At 60.4% G+C, this 16,724-nt stretch carries 15 protein-coding genes; 10 read left to right on the forward strand and 5 right to left on the reverse strand.

The annotated features are described in order from the left end of the window. Positions 1 to 3: 3 nt before the first annotated feature. Both ACOYXI_RS04655 and ACOYXI_RS04660 read right to left on the reverse strand, forming a co-directional pair. On the reverse strand, positions 4 to 1,470 hold the full coding sequence (locus tag ACOYXI_RS04655; RefSeq protein WP_210557030.1) for a nucleobase:cation symporter-2 family protein: 1,467 nt from the start codon (positions 1,468 to 1,470) through the stop codon (positions 4 to 6). Positions 1,471 to 1,734: 264 nt separating this feature from the next. Further along, positions 1,735 to 2,628 (reverse strand): LysR family transcriptional regulator, encoded by an 894-nt coding sequence (locus tag ACOYXI_RS04660; RefSeq protein WP_461674427.1) that lies wholly within the window; start codon positions 2,626 to 2,628, stop codon positions 1,735 to 1,737. A gap of 99 nt (positions 2,629 to 2,727) precedes the next feature. On the opposite strand from ACOYXI_RS04660, the gene ACOYXI_RS04665 reads away from it, so the two are divergent. The 5 genes from ACOYXI_RS04665 (at position 2,728) to ACOYXI_RS04685 (ending at position 7,785) form a co-directional block, all read left to right on the forward strand. Continuing rightward, entirely contained in the window at positions 2,728 to 3,819 is a 1,092-nt protein-coding gene (locus ACOYXI_RS04665) for a polyamine ABC transporter substrate-binding protein (RefSeq protein WP_282413233.1), read from the forward strand. Between the two features lie 16 nt (positions 3,820 to 3,835). Further along, the gene (gene speB, locus ACOYXI_RS04670; protein ID WP_134786309.1) at positions 3,836 to 4,795 is read left to right on the forward strand and encodes an agmatinase; all 960 of its coding nucleotides are present in this window, start codon (positions 3,836 to 3,838) and stop codon (positions 4,793 to 4,795) included. Positions 4,796 to 5,461: 666 nt separating this feature from the next. Next, positions 5,462 to 6,580: a cell division protein ZapE gene (zapE, locus tag ACOYXI_RS04675; RefSeq protein WP_461674428.1), complete on the forward strand. Its 1,119-nt coding sequence runs from the start codon at positions 5,462 to 5,464 to the stop codon at positions 6,578 to 6,580. A 17-nt stretch (positions 6,581 to 6,597) separates the two neighbouring features. Then, positions 6,598 to 7,179, forward strand: a complete 582-nt coding sequence (locus tag ACOYXI_RS04680; RefSeq protein ID WP_202368079.1) for a DinB family protein — start codon at positions 6,598 to 6,600, stop codon at positions 7,177 to 7,179. A gap of 108 nt (positions 7,180 to 7,287) precedes the next feature. Continuing rightward, a complete protein-coding gene (locus ACOYXI_RS04685) occupies positions 7,288 to 7,785 on the forward strand; it encodes a GNAT family N-acetyltransferase (protein WP_098968408.1) in 498 nt (165 codons plus the stop codon). A gap of 84 nt (positions 7,786 to 7,869) precedes the next feature. Here the strand turns inward: ACOYXI_RS04685 and ACOYXI_RS04690 are convergent, their stop codons facing one another. Both ACOYXI_RS04690 and ACOYXI_RS04695 read right to left on the reverse strand, forming a co-directional pair. Then, positions 7,870 to 8,079 carry a hypothetical protein gene (locus ACOYXI_RS04690; protein WP_097089648.1) on the reverse strand — a complete coding sequence of 70 codons (210 nt, stop codon included), beginning with the start codon at positions 8,077 to 8,079 and terminating at the stop codon, positions 7,870 to 7,872. 205 nt (positions 8,080 to 8,284) lie between these two features. After that, the gene (locus ACOYXI_RS04695) at positions 8,285 to 10,531 is read right to left on the reverse strand and encodes a TonB-dependent siderophore receptor (RefSeq protein WP_461674429.1); all 2,247 of its coding nucleotides are present in this window, start codon (positions 10,529 to 10,531) and stop codon (positions 8,285 to 8,287) included. On the opposite strand from ACOYXI_RS04695, the gene ACOYXI_RS04700 reads away from it, so the two are divergent. After that, positions 10,518 to 10,688, forward strand: coding sequence for a GPO family capsid scaffolding protein (locus tag ACOYXI_RS04700; protein ID WP_143503118.1), 171 nt, complete (start codon positions 10,518 to 10,520; stop codon positions 10,686 to 10,688). The genes ACOYXI_RS04695 and ACOYXI_RS04700 overlap by 14 nt on opposite strands. 40 nt (positions 10,689 to 10,728) lie before the next feature. After that, a complete protein-coding gene (gene gorA / locus ACOYXI_RS04705; RefSeq protein ID WP_134786312.1) occupies positions 10,729 to 12,087 on the forward strand; it encodes a glutathione-disulfide reductase in 1,359 nt (452 codons plus the stop codon). Here the strand turns inward: gorA and ACOYXI_RS04710 are convergent. Next, positions 12,084 to 13,100, reverse strand: a complete 1,017-nt coding sequence (locus ACOYXI_RS04710) for a DNA-binding protein (protein WP_103368981.1) — start codon at positions 13,098 to 13,100, stop codon at positions 12,084 to 12,086. The genes gorA and ACOYXI_RS04710 overlap by 4 nt on opposite strands. Before the next feature lie 177 nt (positions 13,101 to 13,277). On the opposite strand from ACOYXI_RS04710, the gene ACOYXI_RS04715 reads away from it, so the two are divergent. The 3 genes from ACOYXI_RS04715 (at position 13,278) to ahpF (ending at position 16,611) form a co-directional block, all read left to right on the forward strand. Then, on the forward strand, positions 13,278 to 14,216 hold the full coding sequence (locus ACOYXI_RS04715) for a site-specific integrase (RefSeq protein WP_007963337.1): 939 nt from the start codon (positions 13,278 to 13,280) through the stop codon (positions 14,214 to 14,216). Positions 14,217 to 14,352: 136 nt separating this feature from the next. Then, positions 14,353 to 14,916 carry an alkyl hydroperoxide reductase subunit C gene (gene ahpC / locus ACOYXI_RS04720; RefSeq protein ID WP_003224621.1) on the forward strand — a complete coding sequence of 188 codons (564 nt, stop codon included), beginning with the start codon at positions 14,353 to 14,355 and terminating at the stop codon, positions 14,914 to 14,916. 132 nt (positions 14,917 to 15,048) lie between these two features. Further along, positions 15,049 to 16,611: an alkyl hydroperoxide reductase subunit F gene (gene ahpF / locus ACOYXI_RS04725; RefSeq protein ID WP_461674430.1), complete on the forward strand. Its 1,563-nt coding sequence runs from the start codon at positions 15,049 to 15,051 to the stop codon at positions 16,609 to 16,611. Positions 16,612 to 16,724 lie beyond the last annotated feature (113 nt).

Here is a 16,724-nt window from a genome sequence, read left to right on the forward strand (position 1 = left end):
GCGTCAGCGGTTCAACTGTGCGACCGCCGCGGCCGTTGCAGGTTCAGCTTTGGCCGGCAGATCGGGGTTTTCCATGACCTGCAGAATCGACGCTTCCGGATCGAAATCGTCTTCTTCCAGCTCAATGAATTCTTCCGGCAGGAAGATATTCAGCACGATAGCGCACAACGCACCGACGGTGATCGGCGATTCGAAGATGTTACGCAGCGCTTGCGGCAACTCGCGCAGCACTTCCGGCACCGCGGCGATGCCCAGGCCCATGCCCAGGGAGATCGCCACGATCAACATGTTGCGCCGATGCAGGCCGGCCTCGGCGAGGATTTTGATCCCGGCCACGGCCACGGTGCCGAACATCACCAGTTCAGCGCCGCCGAGCACCGGTTTAGGCATCAGTTGCAGCACCGCGCCGATCATCGGGAACAGCCCCAGCAGCACCAGCAGGCCGGCGATGAAGAACGCCACGTAGCGGCTGGCCACGCCAGTCAACTGGATCACGCCGTTATTCTGCGCGAACGTGACCATCGGCATGCTGTTGAACACCGCTGCCATCGCCGAGTTGAGGCCATCGGCGAGCAGACCGGATTTGATTCGGCGGATGTACAGCGGACCCTTGACCGGTTGCCGCGAGATCATCGAGTTGGCGGTCAGGTCACCGGCCGCTTCCAGCGGCGAAACCAGGAAGATCACCGCCACCGGCACGAACGCCACCCAGTCGAAATTGAAGCCGTATTTGAACGGCACCGGCACGCTGACCAGCGGCACTTCGGGCATCGAGGCGAAATCCACCGTGCCCATCAGCCAAGCGACCACGTAGCCGAGGGTCAGGCCGATGACGATCGCGCCCAGGCGCAGAAACGGCACGTCGACGCGGTTCAGCACAACGATAGTGCCGATCACCAGCGCGGCCAGAAACACATGGCTGGCGGCGCCCAGATCGGGTGCGCCGAAGCCGCCGGCAATGTCGGTCATCGCCACTTTGATCAGCGACAGGCCCATCAAGGTGATGATGGTGCCGGTGACCACCGGGGTGATCAGCATCCGCAGTTTGCCGATGAACTGGCTCAGCACCACTTCGATGAACGCGGCGAAAAAGCACACGCCAAAAATCGTCGAGAGAATTTCATCGGTGCCGCCGCCCCGGGCCTTGACCATGAACCCGGCGCTGAGAATCACGCTGATAAAGGAAAAACTGGTGCCTTGCAGGCACAGCAGACCGGAACCGACCGGGCCGAAACGCTTGGCTTGAACGAACGTGCCGAGGCCCGAAACGAACAGCGCCATGCTGATCAGGTACGGAATTTCACTTTGCAGACCGAGGGCGCCGCCCATGATCAGGGTCGGGGTGATGATGCCGACGAAGCTCGCCAGCACGTGTTGCAGCGCGGCGAAGACGGTTGCAGTCAGGTGCGGACGGTCGTTGAGGCCGTAGAGCAGATCGTTGTTGCGCGGGACTTTTTCAGAGGCGGTCATGGTGTTTTGCGCGCCGTGAGGCGGGGCCGGGTCAGAAAATGGAGGCGCAGGATGCCGGAAGAGGACGGCGAGGGCAACGAGCAAAAATTGCCTGAAAGGTCAAGAAATACGGGGTTTGAACTGGTTGCTGTTTATGTGGTGAGGGGATTTATCCCCGATGGACTGCGTAGCAGGCCCAGCTCCTGAATACCAAAGAGCCGGGCCGCTTCGCGCCCATCGGGGATAAATCCCCTCGCTACAGGGTTATTTGCTGGCAGAAATTTTTCAGGTGAAGGCTGCGAGCAAATCCTCCTCAAACGCCTTCTGCGCATCACCTGGCACCTGCGCGCGATGCCGGGCCAGATGAAATGCCACTTCGAAACTCAACTCCCCAGGCCGCAACGCGCGCAGCAAGCCCTTGACCTCCCAGACCCGCGCGTAGTGATCGGGCAGATAATCGACATGCTTGCCGGAAAGAATGAAGGCGAGGGTGCCTTCGACCTGTTCCGAACGCGCAGAAAAGCGCTTGTCCGGGAACGGCTCGTCCGTGCGCATGAATCGATACGGATGATCCACCCGGTCGCAGGCCCGCAACGCCGCATCATCCGGCGCATCGACGCTGAACAGCGGATGCCCCTGCGCGCAATACAAATGCTGGGTTTCCCGGAACAGCTCGCGGTAATCGAAAGCGCTCTGCACCTGGGAGAAATAACCAATGGCCAGGTCCAGCCGCTGTTGTAGCAGCAGGCGCTCCATTTCACCGGGCATCGCGCTGATCAACTCGATGCGCACCGACTCATCGCGCTCGCGAAAGCGCCGGATCGCATCTGCCACCCGCAGCAGCACCGACTGATCAACTGCCTCGGACAGGCCCAACCGCACCTCACCGATCAGCCGTCCGGCAACACCGTTGGATTGATGCCGGAACGTCTCGATGGACTGGAACAGTGCGCGAATCGCGATAAGCAATTGCTCACCCTTGGGCGTGACGCTGAAACCGCCCTTGCCCCGGCTGCACAGGCGATAGCCGAGGCGGGTTTCCAATTTGGCCATTTGCTGGCTGATGCTCGACTGGCTCAGGCCCAGCTCACCTTGCGCCGCGCTGAAGCCGCCACATTCCACGACCCGCACAAACAGGCGCAGCAACTGCAAATCGAGGTCGTGAAGCTGACCGAGCATTACATTACTCCGGGATAAAGTCAGGTTAACAAACTTGATATTTCTGCAATGTATCCGACGGCGCATCCTGCCACCACTTCCTCCGGTCAGGTGTTCGTCATGGTTCCCGTGTCCAAGCTGTGTTTTCCCGCGCTGTTGCTGTCCGTGGCCCTCAATGCCCAGGCGGAGGACAAAACCCTCAATCTTTACAGCTGGGCCGATTACGTGCCGGCGCAGACGCTGCAGCGTTTCGAGCAGGAGACTGGCATTCATGTGCGCTACGACACCTTCGATACGTCCGAGGTGCTGGAAACCAAACTGCTGACCGGCGGCAGCGGTTATGACGTGGTGGTGCCGTCGTCCAGCGTGCTGGCCCGGGGTTTGGCAGCGGGCGCGCTGAAGGAAATCCCGCATGAAGGCCTCCGGGGCTACGCCAATCTTGATCCCGATCTGCTGGAAAAACTCGCCGCCGTCGATCCCGGCAATCGCTACGCCGTGCCTTATACCTGGGGCACACTCGGGTTGGGGCTGAACGTCGAGGCGGTGAAAAAGCGCTTGCCGGACGTGCCGCTGAACAGCCTCGATCTGCTGTTCAAACCCGAGTACGCCAGCAAACTCAAGGACTGCGGGATTGCCGTGCTCGATTCGCCGCAGGAAGTCATTGGTCTGGCGCTGCATTACCTCGGCAAGGATCCCTACAGCACCGACAAGCATGATCTGGCCGCCGCCGAAGCCTTGTTGCAGAAACTCCAGCCGTCGGTGCTGTATGTCTCCACCGGCCGGCAGATCAACGATCTGGCCAATGGCAGTGTCTGTCTGGCGCTGACCTACAACGGCGACGTGAGCATGGCCGCCGATCAGGCGCACAAGGCCAACAAAGCCTACGAAGTCGCCTATCGGATTCCGCGCGAAGGCACGTTGATCTGGCAGGACAATCTGGCCATTCCCAAGGACGCGCCAAACCCGCAAGCGGCGCGGGCGTTCATCGAATTCATGCTGCGCCCCGAGTCGGTGGCCGAGCTGACCAATACGCTGTTTTTCGCCACCGCCAACCAGGCCGCGACGCCGCTGGTGGATGAGGCGGTGCGCAACGATCCGGACATCTATCCGCCCGCCGAAATGCGCGAACGCCTGTACGCCGACCGCAGCATGAGCCTCAAGGACATGCGTCAGCGCACGCGTCTGTGGACCACTTTCCGTAGCCATCAATAACAAAAGGAGCACACCGATGGACGTGCCGATGCTCAACGACCAAGCCCTGACCCGTGACAGCCTGTACGGCACTGCCGCCGAAAGCACCTACGCCGGGATCACCAGTTTCATGCGTCGTCGCTACAGCCGTGATTTGCGCGGCGTCGACGTGGCGGTCAGCGGGGTTCCGTTCGACACCGCCACCAGCAACCGCCCGGGCGCACGCTTCGGCCCACGGGGGATTCGCGCCGCATCCACCGGGATCGCCTGGGAACGGCACTGGCCGTGGGCGTTCGATCCGTTCGATCATCTGGCGGTGATCGACTACGGCGACTGCGATTTCGATTACGGCTCGCCGCACACCATCCCGGAAAGCATCGAGGCTCACGCCGAACGCGTTCTTCAAGCTGGCAGCGCCATGCTGACCTTTGGTGGCGACCACTTCATTACCTATCCGCTGCTCAAGGCTCATGCGCGCAAACACGGCGCACTGTCGCTGATCCACTTCGATGCGCACAGCGACACCTGGCCGGACGAGGGCGGCAAACGTGTCGATCACGGCACCATGTTCTGGCACGCGGCCAGGGAAGGGCTGGTCGATCCGGCGCGTTCGGTGCAGATCGGTTTGCGCACCACCAATGACGATCATCAGGGCTTTGCCGTGCTCGACGCCCGCCAGGTGCATCGGCGTGGCTGCGAAGCGATTGTCGAGGCGATTCGCGCGCGGGTCGGCGATCACCCGGTGTACCTGACGTTTGATATCGATTGCCTGGATCCGGCCTTTGCCCCGGGCACCGGCACTCCGGTGTGTGGCGGGTTGAGCACGCTGCAGGCGCTGGAAATCCTCGGCGGGTTGCGCGGGATCAATCTGGTGGGCATGGACGTGGTGGAAGTGGCGCCGGCCTATGACCATGCGGACGTGACGTCGCTGGCAGCGGCCACCCTGGCAATGGAAATGCTCTGCCTCTACGCCGCTCGACACAAAGTCGACCTTTAAAACACCGCAAAGCCAATGTGGGAGTGGGCTTGCTCACGAAAGCGGTGTGTCATACAACGATGCTGCTGGCTGACCTGACGCCTTCGCGAGCAAGCCCGCTCCCACAGGAGGTTGTATTCTAGGCAGTTGCTGCACGCTGTTTTGAGGTCGCGAGATATACAGTCGATCTTTGCCCCCCACAAAACCCATGTGGGAGTGGGCTTGCTCACGAATGCGGTGTGTCATTCAACGGTGATGTTGGCTGCCCCGACGCCTTCGCGAGCAAGCCCGCTCCCACAGGGGGTTGTATTCCAGGCAGTTCCTGCACGCTGTTTTGAGGTCGCGAGATATACAGTCGATCTTTGCCCCCCACAAAACCCATGTGGGAGTGGGCTTGCTCACGAATGCGGTGTGTCATTCAACGGTGATGTTGGCTGCCCCGGCGCCTTCGCGAGCAAGCCCGCTCCCACAGGGGGTTGTATTCCAGGCAGTTCCTGCACGCTGTTTTGAGGTCGCGAGATATACAGTCGATCTTTGCCCCCCACAAAACCCATGTGGGAGTGGGCTTGCTCACGAATGCGGTGTGTCATTCAACGGTGATGTTGGCTGCCCCGGCCCCTTCGCGAGCAAGCCCGCTCCCACAAAAGGGCACCTGTTTTTCAGGGACATCGTGGCATACTGCCGCGCATGACTTTCGACTCTCCCTTAAGCGCCTGGCAACACGCGATCGAGCACAAGGGGTTCATCCAGGATGAAGCCCAGGAGCATGCGGTCTGGGCGCTGCAAAAATGCCATGAAGCCTTACATACCGGTGCCCGGTCGGTCACTGGCGTGTATTTGTGGGGCCCGGTCGGGCGCGGCAAGACCTGGTTGATGGATCAGTTTTATCAGAGCCTGCGGGTGCCGGCCCGACGTCAACACTTTCATCATTTCATGGGCTGGGTGCATCAGCGCTCGTTCCAGCTCACTGGCATCGCCGATCCGTTGCGGGCGTTGGCCAAAGAGTTGGCGGCGGAAGTACGGGTGTTGTGCTTCGACGAACTGTTCGTCAACGACATCGGCGATGCGATCATTCTCGGGCGGCTGTTTCAGGTGATGTTCGACGAAGGCGTGGTGGTGGTCTGCACCTCCAACCTGCCGCCGGATGAGCTGTACGCCGACGGCTTCAACCGCGACCGGTTTGTCCCGGCGATTGCCGCGATCAAGGCGCACATGCAAGTGGTGGCGGTAAATGGTGCCGAGGATCATCGCCTGCATCCGGGCGCGGGTCAGCAGCGCTATTTTGTCGCTGCGCCGGGACAGGGCAGTGCTCTGGAGCAGGTCTTCCAGTCACTCAACGCCGGGCAGCCCGCCAGCGCCGAGCCGGTGCCCGTCGGCCATCGTGTGCTGAACGTGGTGCAAGCCGGTGCGACGGTGCTCTGGTGCCGCTATGCCGATCTCTGCGAGCAACCATTTGCCGCGATGGATTTCATCGCACTGTGCGACAACTATCGGTCTATTCTGTTGAGCGACGTGCCGAACCTCAGCGCGCAGAAACGCGAAGGGCGCATCGCTCGCGGCACCGAGGACGGCTCGGCGCAGGTGGTGGCCGGTGACCGTGAGTTGCCGCAACTGTCGGTGCACGACGACGGCGTGCGTCGCTTCATTGCTTTGGTCGACGAGTGTTACGACCGTAAGGTGCCGCTGTACATTGAGGCTCAGGTGCCGATGGACGCGCTGTACACCGAGGGTTATCTGGAATTCCCGTTCCGGCGTACCCTCAGCCGTTTGCAGGAGATGCAACTGCAGCGTTTTGCCGAATCCTGAGCGCAGAGGGCGCGAGCATGAGTCAACCGTTGTCGCATCATTTACTGACCATGGCTTACCAGAACGCGTGGGCCAATCATCGCCTGGGCAAAGCGTGGACTCAGCTCGATGCCACTGAGCTGGCGGCGCCGCGAACCAGCTTCTTTCCGAGTATCCGCCTCACCCTCAATCACATCCTCACCTGCGACTGGTTCTACGTCGACGCTCTGGAGCGTGAGTTGCGCGGTGATGAACCGCATCCTGATTGCTATGTGTTTTTCAACCATGACGAGCCGTTTACCGAGGCCGCAGCGCTGCGTGAAGAGCAGGCACACGTGGACCGCCGCTTGATCGCTTATTGCGAACAACTGCGCGATGCCGATCTGGGGCGGATCGTCACCATCGCCCGTGAAACGCCGCAGCATGACAGTCGCTTGCGTATGCTGTCGCACCTGTTCGAGCATCAGATCCATCATCGTGGGCAGGTGCACGCGATGCTCAGCGCGACCTCGGTAAAACCGCCGCAGCTGGATGAGTTTTTCTGCGCCGGCGAGAGCGGGTTGCGTGCTCAGGATTTTGCCGAGTTGGGCTGGACCGAAGAGCTGATCTGGGGGCGCTGAAGCCTGGAAATCAAAAGATCCGGTTGTGGCCCGCAACATCCTCGCGGTAAGGTCGAACAGCCTTTCAGGTGCGCACTTTGCACGCCGGGGCCATGATCGGGGATGGAAATGGATTCCGCAGAAATTCTTGTGCTGCAAGCCAGTTACACCAATCCACTGCACGCCGAAGCCATCGGCATCGTGCTCAATCATTACGCAGAAGATCCCATGGGCGGCGGCCATTCGCTTGACCCGGAACTGTTGCGTCGCGTGCCGGAAGAACTTGCGCGCAGGCCTCATGCGTTCAGTGTGCTGGCGTTCGTCGGTGGCGAGCCGGCAGGGCTGGTGAACTGCTTTGAAGGTTTCTCGACGTTCGCCTGCAAGCCGCTGGTCAATGTCCATGACGTGGCGGTCGTGAGCAAATTTCGCGGCCTCGGCTTGAGTCAGAAAATGCTGCGCAAGGTCGAGGAAATCTGCCGTCAGCGCGGTTGCTGCAAGATTACCCTGGAAGTGCTCGAAGGCAACGAGGTGGCACAGAACTCCTACCGCAAATTCGGCTTCGCCCCCGGCATGTTCGACCCGGAACATGGCCGTATGCTGTTCTGGATCAAGGATCTGCAGGCATAAAAAAAGGCGCCCCGGACAGGGCGCCCAACTGTCGTCTCCGAGGCCAGAGCGGAGCCATCGGAGGTCCATCGGTTGCTCGGTGAATCAGTCGCGATAAGACTCGGTGACTTGCGCGGTCTGATCGTTCGGAACCTTCAGTTCCGCTGCTTTGCTATCGGTCGGCTGTTCGCTTGGCGCGTGGTGGACCGGGAAGTTGTCGTAGTAATGCCGCATGCGTTCGGCGCCGCCCTCGGCAAAGGCGCTGGCGGAACCGAGGGCGAGTAGCCCGGCAAGAATGGCGGTGGTGGTTTTCATGGTGCCTCCTACTGAAAAACGTCGGAGCCGTTCGTCCATGAAGCAGATCTCGGGGCACAGTGTCCCGGCGGGGAATTAACTCGGGGTTAACAGCGGTGGCGAGGGGATTTGGTGACGCATTGCGCGTCACCTTGCGAGTGGGGCCGCTTCGCGACCCATCGGGGATGAATCCCCTCACTACAGGGGTTTTGTTGGACCGGTGCGCTCAGAGCTTCCAGTCCAGGCTCAGCGTCACTGTGCGCGGGTCGCCCCAGTACACGCCGTTGTAGAAGCCGACGTTGTCGTAATACTTCTTGTCGAACAGGTTATCGACGTTCAGCGACGCCGACAGATGCCTGTCGAACTCATAGCGCGACATCAGCTTGACCACGGTGTAGGCCTCCTGGTTGATCCGCGCCGGTTCGGTGATGATCCGGCCGTTGGCGCCGCGCCCGACCGGGCGGTTAGCCGCGCCATAGACGTCGCTCTGCCAGTTCACCGCGCCACCCACGGTCAATGCGTGCCAGTTGCCCGGCAGACGATAGGCCGTGGACAGCCGCAGCATGTTCAGTGGTTGAGCGGTGTTGCTGCGCTGTTTTTCGCCGTCGACGGAATGGGTGTAGGTGTAGCCGGCGGTCATGTTCCAGCCGCTGAGAATTTCCCCGGACACTTCGGCCTCGAAGCCATTGACCTTGTTACCCTTGCCGCCGGACTTGAAAAACTCCTCGCCGCTCACCGGGTCCGGGGGGGCCGAGTTGTCACGCTCGGCGACGTTGTCCTGTTTGCTCCAGAACACTGCCGTCGCCAGGTTCAGGCGTTCGTCGAGCAGGCTGCCTTTGAGCCCGACTTCATAGTTGCTGCCGATCACCGGGTCGAGGTAATTGCGTTTGCTGTCGCGCTTACTCTGCGGTTTGAAAATGTCGGTGTAGCTGGCGTAAACCGTGTACTCCGGCGTCAGGTCGTAAAGCAGGCCGGCGTAGGGCGTCCAGATATCATTCTGGCGTTGATGGGTGGCATCGGTGCGGGTCAGTTTTTGCTGCGCGTCATAGTAGTAATCGGTGCTGGATTCGTTCCAGCTGCCATAGCGGCTGCCGAGTACTGCATGCAGCTCATCGGTCAGGCTCAGACGGGTCGCGAGGTAACCGGCCTTTTGCCGAGTGATGCCTCGCGCGCCCGGCAGGCTGGTGACAGTGTCGGCGAATTTGCCGATGTCACCCATGTATTTCCAGTCGCGGATCTTGCTGTAGTCGGCGGCTTGGGGACTGTTGAAGGCGTAGGGCGAAGTCGAGCGGTTTTCCGCCTCGCCGTAGCCGAACATCATCTCGTGTTCGCGGCCGAACAGCTGGTACGGCCCTGACAGGTTGAAGTCGTACACGCTCATTTTCTGCGTGCCGAGCATGTGCCCCATGTAGGCCGTCATGCCGCTGCGGTCGGCCTCGGGAAAACCGGAGCCGCCGTAATAGACCTTGCCGTCGGTATCACTTTCGCGGTGGGTGTAGGCGGCCTTCAGCTTCCAGCCATTACCCAGTTGCTGGTCAAGGGTGACAAACGCGGTCTTGTCCTTCAGTGGCCAGGAGCTCCAGGATGTCGCCATGTTGGTCGACCGTCCGAGGCCGGCCTTGCTGCCGTCGGCGTTCCAGTACGGCACGGTGCCCCAGGAGGTGCCCTGAACCTGCTTGTCCTGATAGTCGTAACCGACGGCAAGCACCGTGGAGTCGGTCAGATCAGCTTCGAGAATGCCGTAGCCGACCTCGCGCTGCAGCGCGTATTTGTCGCGGAACGACTGGCTGTCGCGATAGGCCAGCACCGTACGCCCGCGCAGCCGACCATCGAAGGCCAGCGGCCCGCCGACATCGACATAGCTGTAGTAGTTGTCGTAGCTGCCGCCACTGACCCCGGCCAGTGCCTGCCACTGGGCAGTCGGGCGCTTGCGCACCATGTTGATCGTCGCTGAAGGATCACCCGCGCCGGTGGTCAGGCCGGTGGCGCCGCGTACCACTTCGATGCGGTCGTAGATGATGGTGTCCGAGTCTGACTTCATGCGCCCGAAGGTGTTGAGCATTCCGTCGATCTGGAAATTGTTGATCGGGTAACCCCGCGCCGAATAGCTGACCCGATCCGAGTCGTTGTGTTGCACGACGATGCCGGTGGTCTGGCGCATGGCTTCGGACAAGGTACCGAGCTTGAAATCATCCATCTGCTGGCGCGTGACCACGGACACCGATTGCGGGGTTTCCTTGATCGACAGGTTCAGCCGCGTCGCGGTGCTCATCGCGCCAGTGGTGTAGGAATCAGTGTTTTCAGTGTTAACGCCGAGGCCTTCGGCGCTGACGCTGGTGGCGTCCAGTTCCAGCGCCTGGGCGGTGGATTGTGGCGCTGTTTCAGGATCGGTTTCAGCCAGCAGATCGGGACTCAACGCCATGCTGAACAAGCCGACAGTCAGGGTCATGGAACGGGTAATGGGCGCGAACATCGCAGCCGACTCCTTGTCTTCGAGGGAAAAAATCCATTGGTTCAAAGACGAGACGCAGCACGACGATTTAGTAACAAACAAGAAATATTATTATTTGGAGATATTTCCCGACTTCGCCGAGACGGGCGAAAAGCTGCTCACGGCGCTTGCCCAATAGACGGCGGCGGGTATGCTGTTGGCCTGCCGAGGAGATAGCAATGGCCTACGATTTTGACCTTTATGTGATTGGTGCCGGTTCCGGCGGTGTACGTGCAGCGCGCTTCGCCGCCGGTTTCGGCGCGAAAGTGGCGGTGGCCGAGAGCCGTTACCTGGGCGGCACCTGCGTCAACGTCGGCTGCGTGCCGAAGAAACTGCTGGTGTACGGCGCGCATTTCGCCGAAGACTTCGAACAGTCGTCCGGTTTCGGCTGGAGTCTGGGTGAAGCAAATTTCGACTGGACGACCCTGATCGCCAACAAGGACCGCGAGATCAATCGCCTCAACGGCATTTATCGCAACCTGCTGGTCAACAGCGGCGTGACCCTGCACGAAGCCCACGCGAAGATCGTCGGCCCGCACGAGGTCGAGGTCAACGGTGAGCGCTTCACCGCGAAAAACATTCTGATTGCCACGGGTGGCTGGCCGCAGATTCCGGAAATCCCGGGGCACGAACACGCGATCAGTTCCAATCAGGCGTTTTTCCTCAAAGAGCTGCCGAAGCGGGTACTGGTGGTCGGTGGTGGTTACATCGCTGTCGAGTTCGCCGGGATTTTCCACGGTCTGGGCGCGAACACTACGCTGCTGTATCGCGGTGATCTGTTCCTGCGTGGTTTCGATGGCTCGGTGCGCAAGCATCTGCAGGAAGAGCTGACCAAGCGCGGCATGGATCTGCAATTCAACGCCGACATCGCGCGCATCGACAAACAGCCTGACGGCAGCCTGAAAGCGACCCTCAAGGATGGTCGCGTGCTGGAAGCCGATTGCGTGTTCTACGCCACGGGCCGGCGTCCGATGCTGGACAACCTCGGGCTGGAAAACACCGATGTGCAGCTCACCGACAAAGGTTTCATCAAGGTTGACGAGCAATACCAGACCAGCGAGCCGTCGATTCTGGCGCTGGGTGATGTGATCGGTCGGGTGCAACTGACGCCAGTGGCACTGGCCGAAGGCATGGCGGTGGCGCGGCGCTTGTTCAAGCCTGAGCAATACCGTCCGGTGGATTACAAGATGATCCCGACCGCCGTGTTCAGTCTGCCGAACATCGGCACTGTCGGCTTGACCGAAGAAGAGGCGCGGGAAGCGGGGCATGAAGTGGTGATTTACGAGAGCCGCTTCCGCCCGATGAAGCTGACGCTGACCGAGTGTCAGGAGAAAACCCTGATGAAACTGGTGGTCGACGGCAAGACCGACAAGGTGCTCGGTTGCCACATGGTCGGCCCGGACGCGGGGGAGATCGTCCAAGGCTTGGCGATCGCGCTGAAGGCTGGCGCGACCAAGCGTGACTTCGACGACACGATCGGGGTGCACCCGACGGCCGCCGAAGAGTTCGTCACCATGCGTACGCCGGTCGGCGCTTAAGCGTCCTTCGCTTTGGCTGTGTCTGGCGCTGCCGCAACGGTAGCCGCCAGACGCAAGCTGTCCTCGAGGCTGGCCTGAGTCTTGGTCAGTTCCTTTTCCAGTGACTGATTGAGCTGCCGCTGTTCGTCGGCATCCTGTTTCAGCGTCTGACTTTCCAGTAGGGCCACGCGCAGGCGTTCCTGGAGGAGGGTGCGTTCGTTGTCGACGCGAGTGGCTTGCTCCAGCAACTGATCCTGACGCTGGTTGCTGTGCTTGAGCTGATCCTGCATCAGGCTCAGCTCGCGCTGGGTGCCACGGTTTTCCGTGAGCAGGCGTTCGTTGTCGCGATGCAACTGAGTGATCTCGTCCTGACGCACCAGTGCACTTTGTTGCGCCTGGCGCAATTCCATCTGCAACTGCTGCAGCTGTCCTTCGTGACGGGCCTGCTCCTGCTCGCGCTGCTCTTTGGTGGCGTTGCGGTAATGCTCGAGAGCATCGCGGGCGTGCAGGTGTTTCTCTTCCAGCGAGCGGATCTGCTCGTCCTTGTCCTGCAGGCGCAATTCGAAATCAGCCAGCGCCTGATTGAGTCCGGCGTTGCGGGTTTGCTCGGTCTGCAGCATCGAGCGGGTTTCTTTTAGCGCTTCGGATTCCTTGGCCAGCGCCGCGCCTTGAATGTCGTGCTGTTGTTCCAGTTGCTCAAGTGCCTGGCGCACCTGCTTGAGTTCCGCTTCCAGGGTTTCGCGCTGCTCTTCGAACTGCTCGCGCGCTTGTTCGATCGGCTCTTGCGCCTGTTCTTTCAAGCGCTGGGCGAGACGCGAGACCAGTGCGGTCAGCTCGTCATTGATCGGTTCCGCGGACGCTTCGACCGGTTGGCTGCCGTCATCCAGCTCTTTCAGATAGCGATGGATCGTGGTTTTCGAACCGGTGTTGCCCAGTTCGATGCGTACTGCATCGATGCTGGGGTGTTCGCCTCGGGCCAGAATCGCTGAGCGCGCGATCTGCACCACTGCTTTGTTAACGCCACCACGGGCCATTTTAACTCCTACCATTACGTACTGTGGTACATGCCACCAAAGTACGCAGTGTACCACGCTGAAAATAAAGTTAAATGCTTGATTAATCACAGGCGGGATATACTGGTATTACCCAATGTCAGACCCCTGAATCGGTTTTTTCATCCAGCAATCAGTACGCCTGCGAGAACACTGCCCATGAGCGAGATCGATCGCTATCTGCAAGCCGCCACCCGTGACAACACCCGCCGCAGCTATCGTTCGGCGATCGAGCATTTCGAAGTGAAGTGGGGCGGCTTCCTGCCAGCGACCGCCGACAGTGTGGCGCGGTATCTGGTCGAGCATGCCGGGGTGCTGTCGATCAACACACTGAAACTGCGGCTGTCAGCGCTGGCGCAGTGGCACAACAGTCAGGGTTTTGCCGATCCGACCAAGGCCCCAGTGGTGCGCAAAGTGTTCAAAGGCATTCGCGCACTGCATCCGGCGCAGGAAAAACAGGCCGAACCGTTGCAATTGCACGATCTGCAGCAAGTGGTCGACTGGCTGGAGCAGGAAGCCAGTAGCGCCAGGCAGAATCAGGATCGTCCGCAGTTGCTCAAGGCCTATCGCGATCGGGCGCTGATTTTGCTGGGCTTCTGGCGTGGCTTCCGCAGCGACGAGTTGTGCCGTCTGCAGATCGAGCATGTGCAAGCGCACGCCGGCAGCGGCATCACCCTCTACCTGCCGCGCAGCAAGGGCGACCGCGACAACCTCGGGCAGACGTATCAGGCGCCGGCGCTGCTCAAGCTGTGCCCGGTGCAGGCTTATATCGACTGGATCACCGAGGCAGCGCTGGTACGCGGCCCGGTGTTTCGCGGCGTTGACCGCTGGGGCCATCTGAGCGAGGAGGGCTTGCACGCCAACAGCATCATTCCGCTGCTGCGTCAGGCGCTGGAGCGCGCCGGCATCCCGGCCGAGCGCTACACCAGCCATTCCCTGCGCCGCGGCTTTGCCACGTGGGCGCATCAAAGCGGCTGGGATCTGAAATCGTTGATGAGTTACGTTGGCTGGAAGGATATGAAGTCAGCCATGCGCTATGTTGAAGCCAGCCCCTTTCACGGGATGGCCCGGATTACGGATAAACCGGCTTCGTCGTAGATATGGTTTTCTTCTATTAATACAGTCCGCTAATAGCGAAAACAAATCAGCAGCATCAGGTTTGCCAATGAGCCATCCGTCGAGTGAGTGGGTAGGATTCACCCATCGAATTCACAACCCTGACGGAGAGTCATCAATGCCTATCATCAACAGCCAAGTAAAACCGTTCAAAGCTACCGCATTCAAAAACGGCGACTTCGTACAAGTCTCGGACGCTGACCTGAAAGGCAAATGGTCCGTAGTGTTCTTCTACCCAGCCGACTTCACCTTCGTGTGCCCAACCGAGCTGGAAGACCTGGCCGACAACTACGCTGCGTTCCAGAAACTGGGCGTGGAAATCTACAGCGTTTCGACCGACACCCACTTTGCTCACGCTGCCTGGCACAACACCTCGCCAGCGATCGGCAAAATCGAATACACCATGATCGGCGACCCGACCCACGTCATCTCCCGCAACTTCGACGTGCTGATCGAAGAAGCTGGCCTGGCTGACCGTGGCACCTTCGTGATCAACCCTGAAGGCCAGATCAAAATCGTTGAACTGAACGATGGCGGCGTTGGCCGTGACGCTTCCGAGCTGCTGCGCAAGATCAAGGCTGCTCAGTACGTTGCTGCTCACCCAGGCGAAGTTTGCCCGGCCAAGTGGAAAGAAGGCGAGGCCACTCTGGCTCCGTCCCTGGACCTGGTCGGCAAGATCTGAGTCTGTGACGCACGCAACACAGGGCGGGACTCCGCACCTACTTCAGTAAGCTGCACCGCCCATTGAAAAAGCCCGGGCGAGATTCGCTCGGGCTTTTTTTCGCCTCGAATAAAGACACAGGAGATCGCCCGTATGTTGGACGCCAATCTTAAAGCCCAGTTGAAATCGTACCTGGAACGGGTCACCCAGCCGATCGAGATCGTTGCTTCCCTCGACGACGGTGCGAAATCCCGGGAAATGCTTGACCTGCTGAAAGACGTTGCCAGTCTTTCGAGCCAAATTACTTTGATCGACAGCGGTACCGATGCCCGCAAACCGTCGTTCTCGATCAATCGTCCGGGTGCCGATATCAGCCTGCGTTTCGCCGGCATCCCGATGGGCCATGAATTCACCTCGCTGGTGCTGGCCCTGTTGCAAGTCGGCGGCCACCCATCGAAAGCCAGTGCTGAAGTCATCGAACAGATCCGCTCGCTCAAGGGCGAGTTCTGCTTCGAAACCTACTTCTCGCTGTCGTGCCAGAACTGCCCGGACGTGGTCCAGGCGCTGAACCTGATGGCTGTGTTGAACCCGAACATCCGTCACGTCGCCATCGACGGCGCGTTGTTCCAGGACGAAGTCAACGATCGCAAGATCATGGCCGTGCCGAGCATCTACCTCAACGGTGAGAACTTTGGCCAGGGCCGCATGGGCCTGGAAGAAATCCTCGCCAAACTCGACACCGGCGCCATCGAGCGTCAGGCCGAGAAAATCAGCGCCAAACAAGCCTTTGATGTGCTCGTAGTTGGCGGTGGCCCGGCCGGTGCGTCGGCCGCTATCTATGCCGCCCGTAAAGGCATTCGCACCGGTGTTGCGGCTGAGCGCTTCGGCGGTCAGGTGCTCGACACCATGGCCATCGAGAACTTCATTTCCGTGCAGGAAACCGAAGGCCCGAAACTGGCGACGGCGCTGGAAGAACACGTCAAGCAGTACGACGTCGATATCATGAACCTGCAGCGCGCCGACAAGCTGATTCCCGGCAAGAACGGCGAGCTGCACGAAGTCCACTTCGCCAGCGGTGCGACCCTGAAAGCCAAGAGCGTGATCCTGGCGACCGGCGCACGCTGGCGTGAAATGAACGTGCCGGGCGAGCAGGAATACCGTAACAAGGGCGTGGCGTACTGCCCGCACTGCGACGGCCCGCTGTTCAAAGGCAAGCGCGTGGCGGTGATCGGCGGTGGTAACTCCGGCGTTGAAGCGGCCATCGACCTGGCCGGTATCGTTGCCCACGTGACACTGCTGGAGTTCGACGTGCAACTGCGTGCCGACGCGGTGTTGCAACGCAAACTGCACAGCCTGCCAAACGTCACCGTGATCACCAGTGCGCAAACCACTGAAGTCACCGGTAATGGCGAGAAGGTCAACGGCCTGCGTTACAAGGATCGCAATACTGACGAACTGCGCAGCGTCGAGCTGGAAGGGATTTTCGTACAGATCGGTCTGCTGCCGAACACCGACTGGCTCAAAGGCACCATTGAGCTGTCGCCGCGTGGTGAAATCATCGTCGACAACCGTGGCGAGACGTCGATCCCGGGGATCTTCGCGGCCGGCGACGTGACCACTGTGCCGTACAAGCAGATCGTGATTGCGGTGGGCGAGGGCGCGAAGGCTTCCCTCAGCGCGTTCGATCACTTGATCCGTACTTCTGCGCCGGCGTAAACGGCAGTCGCTGAAACGAAAAAACCCATGAGCGATCATGGGTTTTTTTATGCCTGCCACAATCCAATTGTAGGAGTGAGCCTGCTCGCGATGGCGGCTGCACATTCAAAACA

The organism is Pseudomonas sp. G3-19, from assembly GCF_054855875.1.